Raw genomic sequence first — 16,048 nt, forward strand, 5'->3', positions numbered from 1 at the left:
GCGCGCGCCGGCCTGGCGCCGGCGCGTGTGCTTTCGCCGGTTTCGTCCGCTTCGCCCGTCGCCGACGCGTGCCCGGCGCGACCGTGCGCCGGCGTCGTTAGCCGATCAGAGGCCGCAGGCCGCGCCGCTGTTCGCGGCGATCTCGCGCGCGGCCTTCGCGCCCTCGACCTGCAGGATCGTCGGCAGCGACACGTTGTTCTTCGCGGCGGTGATCTCGGCGAGGATCGAGATCGCGATTTCCGGCGGGGTCCGGCTGCCGATGTAGATGCCGGCCGGCCCGTGCAGCCGGGCCAGTTCCGCTTCGTTCAGGTCGAATTCGCGCAGCCGCTCGCGCCGTGCCGCGTTGTTGCGCCGCGAGCCGAGCGCGCCCACGTAGAACGCCGGCGTTTTCAGCGCCTCCATCAGCGCGAGATCGTCGAGCTTCGGGTCGTGCGTGAGCGCGATCACCGCCGAACGCGCATCGAGGTTCATGTCGAGCACCGTATCGTCGGGCATCGTGTGCACGACGCGCGTGCCCGGCACGTCCCACGCATCCGTGTATTCCTCGCGCGGATCGCACACCGTCACCTGGTAGTCGAGACCGACCGCGATCTGGCACAGATAGCGCGACAACTGGCCGGCGCCGATCACGAGCATCCGGTAGCGCGGCCCGTGGATCGTCACGAGCCGCTCGCCGTCGAACGCGAGCCCGTCGGCTGCCTGCGCCGGCGACAGCGATGCACGGCCGGTCGCGAGCGTCATCGTGCGCGTGACGAGGCGGCCGGCCTCGACTTCCGCGCACAGCGCGGCAATCCCGCTGTCGCGCGTGAGCGGCTCGAGCACGAGCTGGATCGTGCCGCCGCACGGCAGCCCGAAGCGGTGCGCTTCCTCGGCCGTCACGCCGTACTTGAGCGCTTCCGGGCGCGCGTCGGCCGCGATCCCGCTCGTGTGCACGCGGGCGATCAGGTCGTCTTCGATACACCCGCCGGACACGGAGCCGACCACGAGCCCGTCCTCGCGCACCGCGAGCATCGCGCCTTCGGGGCGCGGCGACGAGCCCCACGTCTTCACGACCGTCACGAGCAGCACGCGGCGCCCTTCTTCGAGCCAGCGCGCGCTGGATTTCAATACATCGAGATCGACGCTTTCCATCATCTTCTTCCTGTTGCCGGGGCGACACCGCCGATGCGGGCCGCCGTTCGATGGCGCGATTATGAACCGGCCGCGGCAAGCGTGCTGGCAATGGGGAACGCGCAAGACGGGGAAGGGATGGGCGGAGCGGCGAGGAAGGCGGGCAGGGCGGCCCGGGATGAGCCGCCGGCAGGTCGCCGGGCGGAGGCATCCGCCCGGCCGGTCGCTCCGTCAGAGCGAGCCCAGGTACTGCGTCAGGTTGCGGATGTTGTTGTCATACGCGTTCGGCGAGCCGAGCTCGACGCCGCCGCTGCGCACGTAGTACTCGAACGGCACGGAGCGGGTGCCGAAGAACGGCAGGAAATTGTCCGGTTGCAGCGTCGTGCCGTTCAGGCCGATCGCCCAGTTCCGCGACTTGTACAGCTCGAGCTCGCGGATGGTCGCCTGGACCTGGTTCGTCTCCGACGCGCGAATCGCGGCGATGCGCTGCGTCAGCGTCTCGATGTTCGCCTGGTAGGCGCTCGGTTCGCCGACCGAGACGCCACGCGCGCGGACGTAGTAGCTGAACGGCAGGTTGCGCTCGGTGAAGAACGTCAGGAAACCGTCCGGCGCCAGCGTATCCCCGTTCAGCCCGATCGCCCAGTTCTTGCTTTGGTAATCCTTGAGCCCCGCGATCGTCTGGTTGGTCGCGCTGATTTCGGCCTTCGCCGTGACGTTGACCAATGTATTGCTCATGACAGACCTCTCTGGTTCTTGTTGAACTTCGGACAGGTACAGCGACATGCCTCCGGGCGGAGGCAATAAAATACCGTCGACCGGATTATCCGGCCGTGATTGTTTTTAATTAAAAATATGCTAAAAATCCGTTTTTGAATGCGCGATGAAGTTGTGTTTTATAAAAAGGCGCTTCGATGAAATCGATCGCATCCCGCCGCGCTCCTGCTGCGGTCCGTGCCCCGCCTGGTCCAAGCGGGGCGGGTGTGCGACCGGCCGACTTGAATACTAGGTTGGCTAATGCAGGAGTTCAATGGCGGCCACGTAATTATCTTCTTCTATTCATATTCGATTCGATCGAATTGAATTTTTAATCGATTAATAAATTGATCGGAATCGAATATATCGGCATTCGAAAAATGACCAATGGGAATGGTAATTGCCGAGGGGATCGTTGCAGGAAAGGCAACGTGGCGGCGGGACGGGTGAAAGCGGGGCGGGAAGGGTGCGGGGCCGGTGTCCGGCCCCGCGGCTGCGCACCGTGCCGCGAGCGGCACGGCGGCGCTCAGTGCGCGTCGTGGTGACCGTGCGCGAGCTTCGAGTGGTGGCGCGAGTACAGGAAGTAGATCACGAGGCCGATCACGAGCCAGATGCCGAACGCGGCCCACGTGACGGGCTGCAGGTTCAGCATCAGGAACAGGCACGACGCGACCGCGAGGATCGGCACCACCGGCACGCCGGGGCAGCGGAACGCACGCGGCAGGTCGGGGTGCGTGCGGCGCAGCACGAGCACGGCGATCGACACCATCGAGAACGCGGCGAGCGTGCCGATGTTGATCAGCTCGGCGAGCACGTTGAGCGGCACGAGCGCGGCGATCAGCCCGAAGAACAGGCCGACGAGCCAGGTCGTCAGGAACGGCGTCGCGTAGCGAGGGTGCACGCGCGACAGCGCCGCGGGCAGCAGCCCGTCGCGCGACATCGCGAAGATCACGCGCGTCTGGCCGTAGCTCATCACGAGGATCACCGTCAGCATGCCGAGCACGGCGCCGAGATCGATGAAGCCCGCCACCCACGTTTCACCGGCCTTCTGCAGCGCATACGAGATCGGGTGCGAGATGTTCGCGTACTGGGCCGACGGCACGATGCCGGTCGCGACCGCGGCGACCGTCACGTACAGCACCGCGCACACCGCGAGCGACGCGATGATGCCGATCGGCAGGTCGCGCTTCGGGTTCTTCACTTCCTCGGCCGCCGACGACACCGCGTCGAAGCCGATGAACGCGAAGAACATCACGGCTGCCGCGCCGAACACGCCGTTCCAGCCGTGCGGCATGAACGGCTTCCAGTTCGCGGGCGTCACGTGGAACACGCCGACCGCGATCACGAGCAGCACGACCGACACCTTGATGAACACCATGATGTTGTTGATGCGGGTCGACTCCCGGATGCCGATCGACAGCAGCGTCGTGATCACGATCATCACGAGGAACGCGGGCAGGTTGAACCACGTGACGACGCCCGGCACCGCACCGGGCGCGGCCGTCAGCACGGTGGGCAGCGTGAGCCCGAAGCCCTGCAGCAGCGACTGCAGGTAGCCGGACCAGCCGACCGACACGGCCGACGATGCGAGACCGTATTCGAGCATCAGGTCCCAGCCGATGATCCACGCGACGAGCTCGCCGAGGGTGGCGTACGAGTACGTGTAGATCGAGCCGGCGACGGGGATCGTCGACGCGAACTCCGCGTACGACAGCGCGGCGAGGCCGCACGCGATCGCGGCGATCACGAACGAGAGCATCAATGCGGGGCCGGCCTGCACGGCGCCGGTACCGGTCAGCACGAAGATGCCGGTGCCGATGATCGCGCCGATGCCGAGGAAGGTGAGGTCGATTGCGCCGAGCGCTTTCTTGAGCCCGGCGGCATGCGCGCCGGCGATCATGCGATCGACGTTTTTCTTGCGGAAGAGAGACATTGCGGAGGAATCGCCAGCGCGCGCGGGCGCGATAGCGCTGACTGAGTGAAAACCCGCAATTTTAGCCGATTTGGCGCACAAGACCCGCTGCAGCGCAGCGGCGCGACGAGAAATCGTCCGATAAAACAAGCGCTTGCGCTTCGGGCGGGCGGCAGCACGCGGCGGCGTGGCATGCGCGGCGTCGCTGGATCGGATGAACCGGGTGGCTCGGGGAAATCAGGCGCCGGCCGTGGGCGCCATGTCGACGAGCCGGTTGCTCATCACGTAGAACGTGAGCTCCGCGTTGTTCGACAGCCGCATCTTCTCGAGCAGACGCGACCGGTACACGCTCACCGTCTTCACGGACAGCGACAGCGTGTTCGCGATGTCGGTGAGCCGCTTGCCCGACGCGAGCATGCAGAGCGTCTGGTATTCGCGATCGGACAGCTTCTCGTGCGGCAGCGGCTCGTTCTCGAACGACACGTATTCGGCGAGCGCCTCGGCCATCGCGGGGCTCACGTACTTGCGGCCGGCCGCGACCTGCTGGATCGCGCCGATCATCTGCGCGGCGTTGACCGTCTTCGACAGGTAGCCGGCGGCGCCGGCCTTCAGCGCGCGCACCGCGTACTGGTCCTCGCGATACATCGAGAACATCAGCACGGGCGTGCGCGGCAGCTTGCGCTTGAGGCGCTTGAGCACCTCGATGCCGTTCGTGTCCGGCAGCGAGATGTCGAGCAGGATCACGTCGAATTCCTGTTTGTCGACGGCCGCCATCGCGTCGCCGCCGGTTTCGGCCTCGGTGACGTCGCGCGCGACGCCACGGTCGATCAGCAACTGACGGATCCCTTGCCGGACGATCGCGTGATCGTCCACGAGCAGGATGTTCAGGCTCATGACGACCTCACGAAAGCGACGCGCGGCGGGCCGCGACGGGCACCGCGAGCAGCGAATCCCAAGCGAAGCGCGCGGTGACGCGCGTGCCGTGGCCGGTTGCCGGCGTGGCCGTCTCGAAGCTGCCGCAGAACGCCTCGCAGCGGGCGCGCATGCCGGCCAGACCGTAGCCGGTGCGGCGGCTCCGGGAGAAACCGGTCCCATCGTCGGAGACAATCAGTGACAGGTGCGTGCCGTCGGTGGCGATCCGCACGTCGACCGACGTCGCGCGTGCGTGCTTCGCGACGTTCGACAACGCTTCCTGGGCGACGCGGAACACCGCGAGCGCGCTGGCGCCGGCGATCTGCGTCAGGCGTGCGTCGGCCGCACAAACGAAGCTGGTGCGCAGGCCGGTGCGGGCCGCATGGGTGTCGGCCCACGACGACAACGCGCCGACCAGGCCCGCGTCGAGCGCCGGCGTGTCGCGCTCGTCGATCAGCCGGCGATTCGCGTCGGTCGCGGCGTCGAGCGCCTGCTGCGCCAGCTCCAGCGCGCGTAGGCAACCGTCCGGCGCATCGGCCGGCAGCCACGTTTGAACGTTTGCGAGCGCGAAACGCGCAGCGGTGAGTTCGGCGCCGAGCCCGTCGTGCAACTCGCCGGCCAGGTGGCGGCGGGCCGCTTCGTCGGCGGCGAGCAACTGCGCAGACAGCACTGCGATCCGCGCGGCGGAGGCGCCACGTTTGGACGCGGCGTCGGCAATGGGCGGAGTCGCGACGCAGCCCGGCACGAGCTGTTGCGACGGGAACGGGGCGTGGGCGCCCAAAGGCGCGTTAAGCGACGTATCCATGACTCTCCCTGCTGTCAGAAAGCGGTTCAGACACCGGCTGGCTGCGTGGATCGGCTGCCGTTCCGATGACGGTCGCCGCCAGAGAATCGCCCCCTGCCGAGGTAACAAAAGTTACGTTTTGTAACACTTGCATCCGACCCTTCCACTCTCATCCGAACGGCAACCACGCGCGGCGAATAATATCTCAAAATTTCCGAAAAGGTCATGTCGGGCGGACATTTAAGGGTAAATGTGAATAATCGGAATGAAGGTGTTGTAGGAAAAACACTGACACCCGAGCACCGGACGATGACGTATCCAAATGTAACTATTTGAGATGGGATGATCCCAATTTGTTACGAATTCGCCAAGTAGGGACGAAAAAAAAACCGGAGCTTTCGCTCCGGTTCTTGATGACGCGCAATTAGGGCCTGTTCCCGCCAATAACGGGCTTGCGAACGTGCCTTGCCGGCTGTAGTGCAAGGAGCGAGGAGCGCCGTTTGGCCGAGCCAAACAAGCGACGAACGACGCCGCAATACGGCCGGCAAGGCGCGTTCCCCTGTTTGGAAAAATGCATTCGTGGGGCTGGCCGTCAGAAGGGCCGAGCGCTGCGTCATGCTCCTCGCGAATACGTCGAGTATTCGCTTCGTCGCAATCCTTGCGCTCGGCCCTTCTGACGGCCAGCGCAAGCCCGTTATTGGCGGGAACAGGCCCTAAGGGATCGATCAGTCCACGAACGCGCGCTCGATCACGTAGTGGCCCGGTGCGCTGTTCTTGCCTTCGACGAGGCCGGCCTGCTTCAGCAGGTCGGTCGTGTCCTTCAGCATCGCGGTGCTGCCGCACAGCATCACGCGGTCGTTTTCCGGCGAGAACGGCGGGACGTCGAGATCCGTGAACAGCTTGCCCGTTGCGATCAGGTCGGTGATCCGGCCTTCGTTGTCGAACGCTTCGCGCGTGACCGTCGGGTAGTAGACGAGCTTTTCCTTGATGATGTCGCCCAGGTACTCGTGGCCCGGCAGGTCGTGCTTGATGTAGTCCATGTACGCGAGCTCGCCCTTCAGGCGGCACGTGTGCGTGAGGATCACCTTGTCGAAGCGGTCGTAGATGTCCGGGTCGCGGATGATCGACATGAACGGCGCGAGGCCCGTGCCCGTCGACAGCATCCACAGCGTCTTGCCCGGCAGCAGGTTGTCGGCGACCAGCGTGCCCGTCGGCTTCTTGCCGATCAGCACCGTGTCGCCCACCTTCAGGTGCTGCAGGCGCGACGTCAGCGGGCCGTTCTGCACCTTGATGCTGAAGAATTCGAGATGCTCTTCGTAGTTCGGGCTGACGATCGAGTAGGCGCGCGCGAGGGGCTTGCCGTCGACCTCGAGGCCGACCATCGTGAATTCGCCGTTGTTGAAGCGCAGGCTCGCCTCACGGGTGCAGGTGAAGCTGAACAGCGTGTCGGTCCAGTGATGGACGGATTGGACGGTGGCGGTGTCGTATTTGCTCATGGCTTTGAAAACGGACGCGCGTAGCGAACGCGAGTAACGGGCCCAAAAACGGGCAAAAAACCGAGTGCGACGGCCCGATCACGGATCGGCCGGCCGGCGCGTCGGACACGCGCCTTCTCGATGACAGACGATTGAGGAACTCGTTATTTTACCCTGTTGACGCGGATCGCGGGCTTGACCCCCGCGGCCGCGCGGATTTGGCGCAACGAATTATTTCAATCTGCTTTCGGTTTTTTCGGCGCTCGGCCACGAGTTTCGCGCCGAGTCCGACGAGCGCCACGCCGCACAGTGCGTCGAGCGGGCGGCGCGCTGCTGTGCTGTGGCGGCGCGCAATCCGGCTGTTATCGGGCCGAGGTCGGGAGCGTCATTGCGGATCGAGGCGCAGACGCGCGATGTACGGCAGGTGGTCCGACAGCCACGCGGCCTCGCCGGACGGCGCACGCCATTCGAGCGGCGTCAGCCCGCGCACGAACATCTTGTCGAGCGCGAGCGCCGGCGAGAACGCGGGGAACGTGCGGCCCGATTCGCCGAGCAGCGTCGCGACCTCGGACAGCCCGATCTCGCCGAACAGCGCGACCGAATCGTTGCGCCAGTCGTTGAAGTCGCCGGCAAGCATCAGCGGGCCGTCGCCTGCGTTGCGCACGATCCAGTGCGCGATCCAGTGCATCTGGCGCAGCCGCGCGGCGCGCGTGAGCGCAAGGTGCGCGCACAGCAGCGTGACCGGGCGGGCGCCCGCGAGCGTCGCGCGCGCGACCAGCAGGCCGCGCCGCTCGAAACGGTGCGCCGAGATGTCCCAGCGGCCGCCGAGATCGAGCGGATGTGGTGACAGGATCGCATTGCCATGCCGCCACGACGGCTTGAACACGTTCGGCCCGAGCGCGATCTGCCAGTCGAGCGCATGTGCGATCTCGGTGGCCTGGCAGTGCCAGACGTCGTCGACCGCGTCGTCCATCGGTGCGCCGAAGCCGGGCGCGAGCACCGGGCGCGGCATGCGGCGCGCCATCGCTTCCTGCAGGAAATACACGTCGGCGTGCGTCGACTGCATCCAGTTGCGCATCGCGTTCCACGCGGTGAAGCCGAGCGGAGAGCGGCCCTTGTGCAGGTTCCAGCTCACCGCGGTGATTTCGTCGGGGGCGGCGTGCGGTTCGGCGAACGGCAGGGACAGGGCGTCGGCGGACATGACGCTCAATCCTTCGCGACGTGCGCACGCACGCGGTACACGAGGTGCGGATGTTGCTCGACGAGCGTCCAGTCAGTCCACGCGTCGGCGCCGACCGTCAGGCCCGGGTGGCTCGCGACGATTTGCCGCGGCGACGTGGGCACGCACGGATCGGCGGGCTTCGCGCCTTCGTCGTCGATCGTTTCCTGCACGTCGAGCGCGAGCGACACCGTGTTCGCGCCGGTATCGACGGTGAGCGGGGCGACCGTCACCGAGCGCGAACGCTCGGTCGGCACGACGCGCGCGGCATTGCCGCAGCCGACCGGCACGGCGGACGGATAGCGATGGGTATCGGTACGGGTCTGACCCACGGTGGTGCGCTGCTGGAACGTGTCGATGGTCTGACCGTCGCGTACGACCTGGATCTCCCACGCGACGGAGGCCGGTGCGGGGCTCTGCGCATGGGCGGCGAGCGCGATGCTCGCGAGCAGGACGGCCAGGCCGTGTTTCAGCATGAAACGTCTCCGGAAACGCGGAATAGCGGGGAACGGACGCACATCTTACGCCCGATCGATTTCGATCGCGATGTGACAGGACGCGTCGCCGCAGGTTCGCCGCACGATGCGTTCCTGTTCGAAAGGTAGGGCCGCGTCGTGCGTTTTCAAGCGAAAAAGCGCGTGAACTCGGCGACGGGCGCGCGCTCGGTGACGAGGCGGTTCTCGATCGCGTCGGGGTCCGCATGGCCGAGCGACATCCCGCAGACGAGCTGTTCGTTGGCGGGAATGCCGAGGTGTTCGGTGATGATCCGGTGAAACGGCACGAACGCGGCCTGCGGGCAGGTATCGAGCCCGCGTGCGCGCGCGGCCGTCATCACGCCCTGCAGGAACATCCCGCAGTCGAGCCACGCGCCGTAGGTCATCACGCGGTCGAGCGTGAAGAACAGCGCGACCGGCGCGTCGAAGAAGCGGAAGTTGCGTGCGTGCTGCGCATGCATGCGCGCCTTCTCGTCGCGGCCGATGTTCAACAGGCCGTACAGGTCCCAGCCGACCTTGCGGCGCCGGTCGATGTACGGCGACACCCATTCGCGCGGGTAGTAGTCGTACTCGGCGACGTATTTCTCGTCGCGCGCGGGATCGTCGTGGGCCGCGGTGAGTGCCGCGGCGAGCGCATCGCGCGTGGCGCCCGTCGCGACGTACACGCGCCACGGCTGGATGTTGGTGCCCGACGGTGCGCGGCTCGCGGCTTCGAGGATGGCCTCGAGCGTGTCGCGCGGCACGGGCGTCGGCAGGAACGCGCGGACCGCGCGGCGCGACGTGAGCGCAGCGTCGACGGCGCCGATCGCATCGGCATCGACGCTCGGGAAAGCACGGGGGACGGACATCGGCATACCTTCGGGGCGGGTCCGACGCGCCGCGCGGGCGCGGTCGGCAAAGCCGGTGCGGCGGGTGGGTGGACCATCGATCATACGCCGGGGCGCGCAGGCGTGCAGCGCGCGCGGGTGTTAGCAGCAGACGCACGCGGCTGCTTGCTTGCGCGGGGATGCGGGATCGCTACACTGAAATCGTAAGGGTCTGATGATCATGTGACGGCAAGCGGCAGCGAGGTTGGTATGACGACGGCGATGGTGAAACAGGAACTGGCGGTGGCATCCTTCAGCACGGTGTACGACCTCGAGCAGGTCGAGACGGCGCTGAACGACCTGAACGAGAGCGCGAGCGACGCACTGCGCGCCACCTACGAGAGGATGCTCAAGACGGGCAATCTGCGCTTCTGCGTGAAGCCGAACCGGATGCCGTCGTTCGACGCGCTCGGCGAGGCATTGCCCAATTTCGCCGAGCCGCTCGATGACGTGCGCAAGCAGGTCGCGCTGTGCCTCGAAACGGACGACCGGCTCGAACTGATGCCGATCCTGCTGCTCGGGCCCCCGGGCATCGGCAAGACGCACTTCGCGAAGGCGCTCGCGCAACTGCTCGGCACCGCTTACCACTACGTGCCGATGAGTTCGCTGACGGCCGGCTGGATCCTGTCGGGTGCGTCGTCGCAATGGAAGAACGCGAAGCCCGGCAAGGTGTTTGATGCGCTCGTGAACGGCAGCTACGCGAACCCGGTGATCGCGGTCGACGAGATCGACAAGGCCGGCAGCGATGCGCAATACGATCCGCTCGGCGCGCTGTATGCGTTGCTCGAGCACGACACCGCGCGCGCATTCATCGACGAATTCGCGGAAGTGCCGATCGATGCGGGCAACGTGATCTGGATCGCGACCGCGAACGAGGCGCACGCGATTCCGGAGCCGCTGCTCAACCGGATGAACGTGTACGAGATCGAGCCGCCCGACGCGGCCGGCGCGCGCCGGATCGCGCAGACGATCTACGACGAGATCCGCACGTCGCATGCGTGGGGGCGGCGTTTCCCGGACACCCTCGGCGACGACGCGCTCGACGTGCTGGCCGCGACCCCGCCGCGCACGATGCGCCGCGCGCTGCTGCACGCGTTCGGCGCCGCACGGCTCGCCGGCCGCGACGCGATCGGGCCGCGCGACATCCGGGCGGACGAAGGCGCCGCGAAGCGCCGGACGATCGGCTTCTGAACGGGCGGAGCACGCACGGCGGCGGCATGCGCACCGTGCCGCGCCGTGAGTCGCGCCGTGCGGCGCGCTTCATGCACGGCGTCGTCGCGATACGCTGCACGACCTTCGGCAAGCGGATGAACCGGGACGTACAATTGCCTTCTCTCCCCTCGACGCGCTAGCGGCGCGAAACGTCATGGAGCAGATGGATTGTGTCGTGATCGGCGCGGGTGTCGTCGGTCTGGCGATTGCGCGCGAACTGGCCGCGCGCGGGCGTGAAACGCTCGTGCTCGAGGCGGCCGATGCGATCGGCACCGGGTCGAGTTCGCGCAACAGCGAAGTGATCCATGCGGGGCTCTACTATCCGCGCGGGTCGCTGAAGGCAACGTCGTGCGTGCACGGGCGCGACCTGCTGTACGAATTCTGCGAGACGCATCATGTGCCGCACCGGCGCACCGGCAAGCTGCTCGTCGCCACGAGCGCCGCGCAGGTGAAGCAGTTGAGGGCGATCGCCGCACGCGCGGCCGAAAACGGCGTGCTCGACCTGATGCCGCTCACGCGCGCCGAGGCGCAGACGCTCGAGCCCGCGCTCGAATGCGTCGAGGCGCTGTTCTCGCCGTCCACCGGCATCGTCGACAGCCACCAGCTGATGCTCGCGCTGCTCGGCGACGCGGAGCGCGACGGCGCCGTGTGCGCGCTGAAATCCCCGGTCGAATCGATCGACGTGCTGCGCGGCGGCCGCTTCGTCGTGCGCACGGGCGGCGACGCGCCGACCGAGATCGAGGCCGCCTGCGTGATCAACAGCGCGGGCCTCGGCGCCCAGGCGCTGGCGCGCCGCACGCGCGGCCTCGACCCGCGCTGGGTGCCGCCGCTCTATCTCGCACGTGGCAACTATTTCAGCCTGTCGGGGCGCGCACCGTTTTCCCACCTGATCTACCCGATGCCCGACCGCGCGGGGCTCGGCGTGCACCTGACGCTCGATCTCGGCGGGCAGGCGCGTTTCGGCCCGGACGTCGAATGGTGCGATGCGCTGCGCTATGAAGTCGATCCGGCGCGCGCGACCGCGTTCTACGCGTCGATCCGCGCCTTCTGGCCGGGCTTGCCGGATGGCGCGCTGCAGCCGGCGTATGCGGGCATCCGGCCGAAGGTCGCGGGCCCCGGCGAGCCGCCGGCCGATTTCATCGTGCAGGGCGCCGCGCAGCATGGCGTGCGCGGGCTCGTGAACCTGTTCGGCATCGAGTCGCCGGGGCTCACCGCGTCGCTCGCGCTCGCGCAGCGGGTGGGCGACATGGCGGCTTATCGTTGACGCGTTGATGCGCGTGTGTGTGACGGGTGCGTATCGGCGTTGTGGCAGCCGTGTGAAATTCCTTATCTCTGGAATTTCGGCACGCACATTTACTCGCTTGAGCGTTATTCTGTCGAACGGCTGTCGCCAGAACAGCTTTCAAACCGATAACGTTGGAGCGAGTCCCCCATGAAAACATCCCGTCGGAGTTTCCTGATTACGAGCATTGGTGCCGTGTCCGCGCTGGCGCTGTCGCGTGAAGCGCTGGCCGACGCGCCGATGCTCGCGGAAAGCGACCCGACCGCGACGGCACTCGGCTACAAGGCCGATGCGACGAAGGTCGACAAGACGAAGTACCCGAAGTACGCAGCAGGCCAGGATTGCGCGGCCTGCATGCTGTACCAGGGCAAGAAGGGCTCGGCCTCGGGCCCGTGCGGCGCCTTCCCCGGCAAGCAGGTGTCGGCGAAAGGCTGGTGCAGCGCCTTCTCGAAGATGGGTTGAGGCCCGTGCGGCATCGTGCGATGCCGCATTGTGGCGAAAACCGCACAACGCCCGCCGTCGAAAGATGGCGGGCGTTTTTTATTCCTTGAAAACGGTTCCGTCGCTTTCTACACTCGCTGCAAACCGGCGCGCCGCGGGCACCCCGCGCGCCGCGCAGCCCGACACGGCGAACTGACGAGGACGAGGCACGCATGGCGACGATTGCGAATTCAACGAAAACGATCCGGCCCGAGCGTGCGCTGAACCGGCGTGCGGTCGCGGCCGCCGTGATCGGCAATGCGCTCGAGTGGTACGACTTCACGGTGTTCGGCTTCATGACGGTCGTGATCGCCGAGCTGTTTTTCCCGACCTCCAGCGAATACTCGTCGCTGCTGCTGACCACCGCGACATTCGGCGTCGCGTTCTTCATGCGCCCGATCGGCGGCATCGTGTTCGGGCTGTACGCGGATCGCGCGGGCCGCAAGGCCGCGCTGTCGCTCGTGATCCTCCTGATGACGGCCGGCATCTTCCTGCTCGCGATCGCGCCGCCGTATGCGGCGATCGGCATCGGCGGCCCGATCCTGATCGTGCTCGGCCGCCTGCTGCAGGGCTTCTCCGCGGGCGGCGAATTCGGCAGCGCGACGGCGCTGCTGATCGAGGCCGCGCCATTCTCGAAACGCGGCTTCTACGGCAGCTGGCAGATGGCGAGCCAGGCTGCCGCGCTGCTGATCGGCGCGCTCGTCGGCGCGGCCGTCACGCGCGGCCTGTCGCACGACGCGCTGCGCAGCTGGGGCTGGCGCGTGCCGTTCATCCTCGGGCTCGTGATCGGTCCGATCGGTTTCTACATCCGCCGCCATCTCGCCGATTCCGAGGCGTTCCTGCACGCGCAGCAAAGCGCGCGCCGCGCGACGCTCGGCGAAGTGTTCACGCGCCACCCGCGCGAGGTGCTGTGCGGGCTCGGCTCGGTGATCGCGCTGACGGTGACGATCTACGTGCTGATCAGCTATCTGCCGACCTTCGCGGTGAAGCAGCTGAAGCTGCCCTACGCGGAATCGTTCTACGCGGTGATCGTCGGCAACCTGCTGCTGATGGTGCTGTCGCCGATCGCCGGTGCCTGGTCGGATCGCATCGGCCGCAAGGGGCTGTCGCTGTGGTCGCTCGCGCTCACGCTCGCGCTGATGTATCCGCTGTTCGCCTGGCTCGACGCGGCGCCGAGCATCGCGCGGCTGATCGCGGTGCAGGCCGTGCTGTCGGTCACGCTCGCGGGCTACTACGGGCCGTTCGGCGCGATGATCGCCGAGCTGTTCCCGGCCAACGTGCGCTCGACCGGGCTGTCGATCGCGTACAACGTCGCGGTGATGCTGTTCGGCGGCTTCGGGCAGTTCATCGTCACGTGGCTGATCAAGGTAACGGGTACGCCGCTCGCGCCGACCTACTATGTGATGGCCGGGATCGCGCTGTCGATCGTCGCGGTCGCATTCGTGCCCGTGCGCAGCGCCGACCTCGACGCGCCCGCGTGACGATTCGACGACATGACGATTTGACGACGGTCACCGGATCATTTCGCAAAACGCAATGATGTGCTGCAGAACACGGGAAAGCGGTGGGTCGATCCTTCGTGTTCGCGCCCGTATTGTTTAGTCGTCGAACGAAACATGCGCGAAATGAACGAAATTGGCGCTCGCGCGCGTTGTCGCATTTTTTACTCCCACTAAACATCGGCAAAAACCCGGCGGGCATCTAGAAGAGTTTTTTCTCCAGCTTGTTGCCACATCGTTAGCTCAAGTAATATCCGCGTACGCCGGCCCCTGGCGGGCCGGTTCCGATCTGGAGACCTGGAGGAAACATGGAATACAACCGTCTGTTGCACACCCTGCGTGTTACCGCCATTGCAGGCGTGGCAGCGGCATCGCTCGGCGTCGCGGGCTCTGCATTCGCACAGATCCCGAACAAAACGCTCGTCTACTGCTCAGAAGGCAGCCCGGCGGGTTTCGATTCCGCGCAATTTACGACCGGCGTCGATTTCACCGCAGCCACGTTCACCGTCTACAACCGCCTCGTCGAATTCGAGCGCGGCGGCACGAAGGTCGAGCCGGGCCTCGCCGAGAAGTGGGACGTGTCGCCGGACGGCAAGGTGTACACGTTCCACCTGCGTCACGGCGTGAAGTTCCATACGACCGACTTCTTCAAGCCGACGCGTGAATTCAACGCGGACGACGTGCTGTTCACGTTCCAGCGCATGCTCGACCCGAACCAGGCGTTCCGCAAGGCGTACCCGGTGTCGTTCCCGTACTTCACCGACATGGGCCTCGACAAGCTGATCACGAAGGTCGAGAAGGTCGATCCGTACACCGTGAAGTTCACGCTCGCCGAGCCGAATGCGCCGTTCATCCAGAACATGGCGATGGAATTCGCGTCGATCCTGTCGGCCGAATACGGCGACCAGCTGATGAAGGCAGGCAAGGCCGCCGACATCAACCAGAAGCCGGTCGGCACGGGTCCGTTCATCTTCCGCAGCTACACGAAGGACGCGACGATCCGTTTCGACGGGAATCCTGATTACTGGAAGAAGGGTGAAGTGAAGATCTCGAAGCTGATCTTCTCGATCACGCCGGATCCGGGCGTGCGCGTGCAGAAGATCAAGCGCAACGAATGCCAGGTGATGAGCTATCCGCGTCCGGCCGACATCGCGACGCTGAAGGCCGATTCGAACGTCGACATGCCGTCGCAGGCAGGCTTCAACCTCGGCTATCTCGCGTACAACGTCGAGCACAAGCCGGTCGACAAGCTCGAGGTGCGTCAGGCACTCGACATGGCGATCAACAAGAAGGCGATCCTCGAGTCCGTCTACCAGGGCGCAGGCCAGGCGGCAAACGCGCCGATGCCGCCGACCCAATGGTCGTACGACAAGAACCTGAAGATGGCGCCGAACGACACCGCGAAGGCGAAGGCGCTGCTCGCGAAGGCCGGCTTCCCGAACGGTTTCGAGATCACGCTGTGGGCGATGCCGGTGCAGCGCGCGTACAACCCGAACGCCCGCCTGATGGCCGAGATGATCCAGGCCGACTGGGCGAAGATCGGCGTGAAGGCGAAGATCGTCACGTACGAGTGGGGCGAGTACATCAAGCGTGCGCACTCGGGTGAGCAGGACACGATGCTGATCGGCTGGACGGGCGACAACGGCGACCCGGACAACTGGCTCGGCACGCTGCTCGGCTGCGAAGCGATCAAGGGCAACAACTTCTCGCACTGGTGCTACAAGCCGTTCGACGAGCTGGTCCAGAAGGGCCGCACGACGACGGGCCAGGACGCACGCACGAAGCTCTACATGCAGGCTCAGCAGATCTTCGCGCAACAGCTGCCGTTCTCGCCGATCGCGAACTCGACGGTCTACCAGCCGGTGCGCAAGACCGTGGTCGACATGCGTATCGAGCCGCTCGGCTATGCCCGCTTCGACGGTGTTAGCGTGAAGTAACACGCCTGTCGTAAGCTGTCCACGAAGACCGAGACCGGCTAATTCATCCGGCGGCGGGAGGCCAAAAGCTTCCCGTCGCCGGTCGCACATTTCCCACAAGAAAATCCGAGACG

14 protein-coding genes are annotated in these 16,048 nt (G+C 66.2%); 5 read left to right on the forward strand and 9 right to left on the reverse strand.

Annotation, left to right across the window (positions count from 1 at the left end; all coding sequences use genetic code 11):
* Nucleotides 1–105 precede the first annotated feature (105 nt).
* From C5O79_RS28120 to C5O79_RS28170, 9 genes are all read right to left on the reverse strand, one after another.
* A complete protein-coding gene (locus C5O79_RS28120; protein ID WP_122474429.1) occupies nt 106–1,131 on the reverse strand; it encodes an XdhC family protein in 1,026 nt (341 codons plus the stop codon).
* A 210-nt stretch (nt 1,132–1,341) separates the two neighbouring features.
* A complete protein-coding gene (locus C5O79_RS28125; protein ID WP_046544217.1) occupies nt 1,342–1,845 on the reverse strand; it encodes a hypothetical protein in 504 nt (167 codons plus the stop codon).
* A gap of 544 nt (nt 1,846–2,389) precedes the next feature.
* Nucleotides 2,390–3,796 (reverse strand): amino acid permease, encoded by a 1,407-nt coding sequence (locus C5O79_RS28130; RefSeq protein ID WP_039354768.1) that lies wholly within the window; start codon nt 3,794–3,796, stop codon nt 2,390–2,392.
* A gap of 216 nt (nt 3,797–4,012) precedes the next feature.
* Nucleotides 4,013–4,669, reverse strand: a complete 657-nt coding sequence (rqpR, locus tag C5O79_RS28135) for a response regulator transcription factor RqpR (protein ID WP_039354771.1) — start codon at nt 4,667–4,669, stop codon at nt 4,013–4,015.
* A gap of 7 nt (nt 4,670–4,676) precedes the next feature.
* Nucleotides 4,677–5,492, reverse strand: coding sequence for a quorum system sensor histidine kinase RqpS (rqpS, locus tag C5O79_RS28140; protein WP_046544218.1), 816 nt, complete (start codon nt 5,490–5,492; stop codon nt 4,677–4,679).
* Between the two features lie 704 nt (nt 5,493–6,196).
* Nucleotides 6,197–6,967, reverse strand: a complete 771-nt coding sequence (locus tag C5O79_RS28150) for a ferredoxin--NADP reductase (protein ID WP_034179295.1) — start codon at nt 6,965–6,967, stop codon at nt 6,197–6,199.
* A gap of 364 nt (nt 6,968–7,331) precedes the next feature.
* Nucleotides 7,332–8,147 carry an endonuclease/exonuclease/phosphatase family protein gene (locus tag C5O79_RS28160; RefSeq protein WP_039354781.1) on the reverse strand — a complete coding sequence of 272 codons (816 nt, stop codon included), beginning with the start codon at nt 8,145–8,147 and terminating at the stop codon, nt 7,332–7,334.
* Nucleotides 8,148–8,152: 5 nt separating this feature from the next.
* Nucleotides 8,153–8,641, reverse strand: coding sequence for a hypothetical protein (locus C5O79_RS28165; protein ID WP_046544219.1), 489 nt, complete (start codon nt 8,639–8,641; stop codon nt 8,153–8,155).
* A 146-nt stretch (nt 8,642–8,787) separates the two neighbouring features.
* A complete protein-coding gene (locus tag C5O79_RS28170) occupies nt 8,788–9,507 on the reverse strand; it encodes a nitroreductase (RefSeq protein ID WP_046546223.1) in 720 nt (239 codons plus the stop codon).
* A 228-nt stretch (nt 9,508–9,735) separates the two neighbouring features.
* Here C5O79_RS28170 and C5O79_RS28175 point away from each other — a divergent pair, with 228 nt between their 5' ends.
* From C5O79_RS28175 to C5O79_RS28195, 5 genes are all read left to right on the forward strand, one after another.
* The gene (locus C5O79_RS28175; protein ID WP_047852328.1) at nt 9,736–10,716 is read left to right on the forward strand and encodes an AAA family ATPase; all 981 of its coding nucleotides are present in this window, start codon (nt 9,736–9,738) and stop codon (nt 10,714–10,716) included.
* A 175-nt stretch (nt 10,717–10,891) separates the two neighbouring features.
* A complete protein-coding gene (locus C5O79_RS28180) occupies nt 10,892–12,001 on the forward strand; it encodes an NAD(P)/FAD-dependent oxidoreductase (RefSeq protein ID WP_046544221.1) in 1,110 nt (369 codons plus the stop codon).
* 168 nt (nt 12,002–12,169) lie between these two features.
* Nucleotides 12,170–12,481 carry a high-potential iron-sulfur protein gene (locus tag C5O79_RS28185; protein WP_039354792.1) on the forward strand — a complete coding sequence of 104 codons (312 nt, stop codon included), beginning with the start codon at nt 12,170–12,172 and terminating at the stop codon, nt 12,479–12,481.
* Nucleotides 12,482–12,672: 191 nt separating this feature from the next.
* Nucleotides 12,673–13,980, forward strand: a complete 1,308-nt coding sequence (locus tag C5O79_RS28190) for an MFS transporter (protein ID WP_046544222.1) — start codon at nt 12,673–12,675, stop codon at nt 13,978–13,980.
* Between the two features lie 326 nt (nt 13,981–14,306).
* Nucleotides 14,307–15,935, forward strand: a complete 1,629-nt coding sequence (locus C5O79_RS28195) for an ABC transporter substrate-binding protein (protein ID WP_046544223.1) — start codon at nt 14,307–14,309, stop codon at nt 15,933–15,935.
* Nucleotides 15,936–16,048: the final 113 nt, after the last annotated feature.

It is taken from the genome of Burkholderia sp. SRS-25 (genome assembly GCF_004343765.1).
Classification (GTDB): Bacteria; Pseudomonadota; Gammaproteobacteria; order Burkholderiales; family Burkholderiaceae; genus Burkholderia; species Burkholderia contaminans.

Excerpts from the sequence above, each read along its gene's own strand:
- C5O79_RS28165 (WP_046544219.1), bottom strand. The coding sequence starts at position 8,641 with ATGCTGAAACACGGCCTGGCCGTCCTGCTCGCGAGCATCGCGCTCGCC.
- C5O79_RS28150 (WP_034179295.1), bottom strand. The coding sequence starts at position 6,967 with ATGAGCAAATACGACACCGCCACCGTCCAATCCGTCCATCACTGGACC.
- C5O79_RS28130 (WP_039354768.1), bottom strand. The coding sequence starts at position 3,796 with ATGTCTCTCTTCCGCAAGAAAAACGTCGATCGCATGATCGCCGGCGCG.
- C5O79_RS28170 (WP_046546223.1), bottom strand. The coding sequence starts at position 9,507 with ATGTCCGTCCCCCGTGCTTTCCCGAGCGTCGATGCCGATGCGATCGGC.
- rqpS (WP_046544218.1), bottom strand. The coding sequence starts at position 5,492 with ATGGATACGTCGCTTAACGCGCCTTTGGGCGCCCACGCCCCGTTCCCG.
- C5O79_RS28125 (WP_046544217.1), bottom strand. The coding sequence starts at position 1,845 with ATGAGCAATACATTGGTCAACGTCACGGCGAAGGCCGAAATCAGCGCG.
- rqpR (WP_039354771.1), bottom strand. The coding sequence starts at position 4,669 with ATGAGCCTGAACATCCTGCTCGTGGACGATCACGCGATCGTCCGGCAA.
- C5O79_RS28190 (WP_046544222.1), top strand. The coding sequence starts at position 12,673 with ATGGCGACGATTGCGAATTCAACGAAAACGATCCGGCCCGAGCGTGCG.
- C5O79_RS28160 (WP_039354781.1), bottom strand. The coding sequence starts at position 8,147 with ATGTCCGCCGACGCCCTGTCCCTGCCGTTCGCCGAACCGCACGCCGCC.
- C5O79_RS28185 (WP_039354792.1), top strand. The coding sequence starts at position 12,170 with ATGAAAACATCCCGTCGGAGTTTCCTGATTACGAGCATTGGTGCCGTG.
- C5O79_RS28120 (WP_122474429.1), bottom strand. The coding sequence starts at position 1,131 with ATGGAAAGCGTCGATCTCGATGTATTGAAATCCAGCGCGCGCTGGCTC.
- C5O79_RS28195 (WP_046544223.1), top strand. The coding sequence starts at position 14,307 with ATGGAATACAACCGTCTGTTGCACACCCTGCGTGTTACCGCCATTGCA.
- C5O79_RS28175 (WP_047852328.1), top strand. The coding sequence starts at position 9,736 with ATGACGACGGCGATGGTGAAACAGGAACTGGCGGTGGCATCCTTCAGC.
- C5O79_RS28180 (WP_046544221.1), top strand. The coding sequence starts at position 10,892 with ATGGAGCAGATGGATTGTGTCGTGATCGGCGCGGGTGTCGTCGGTCTG.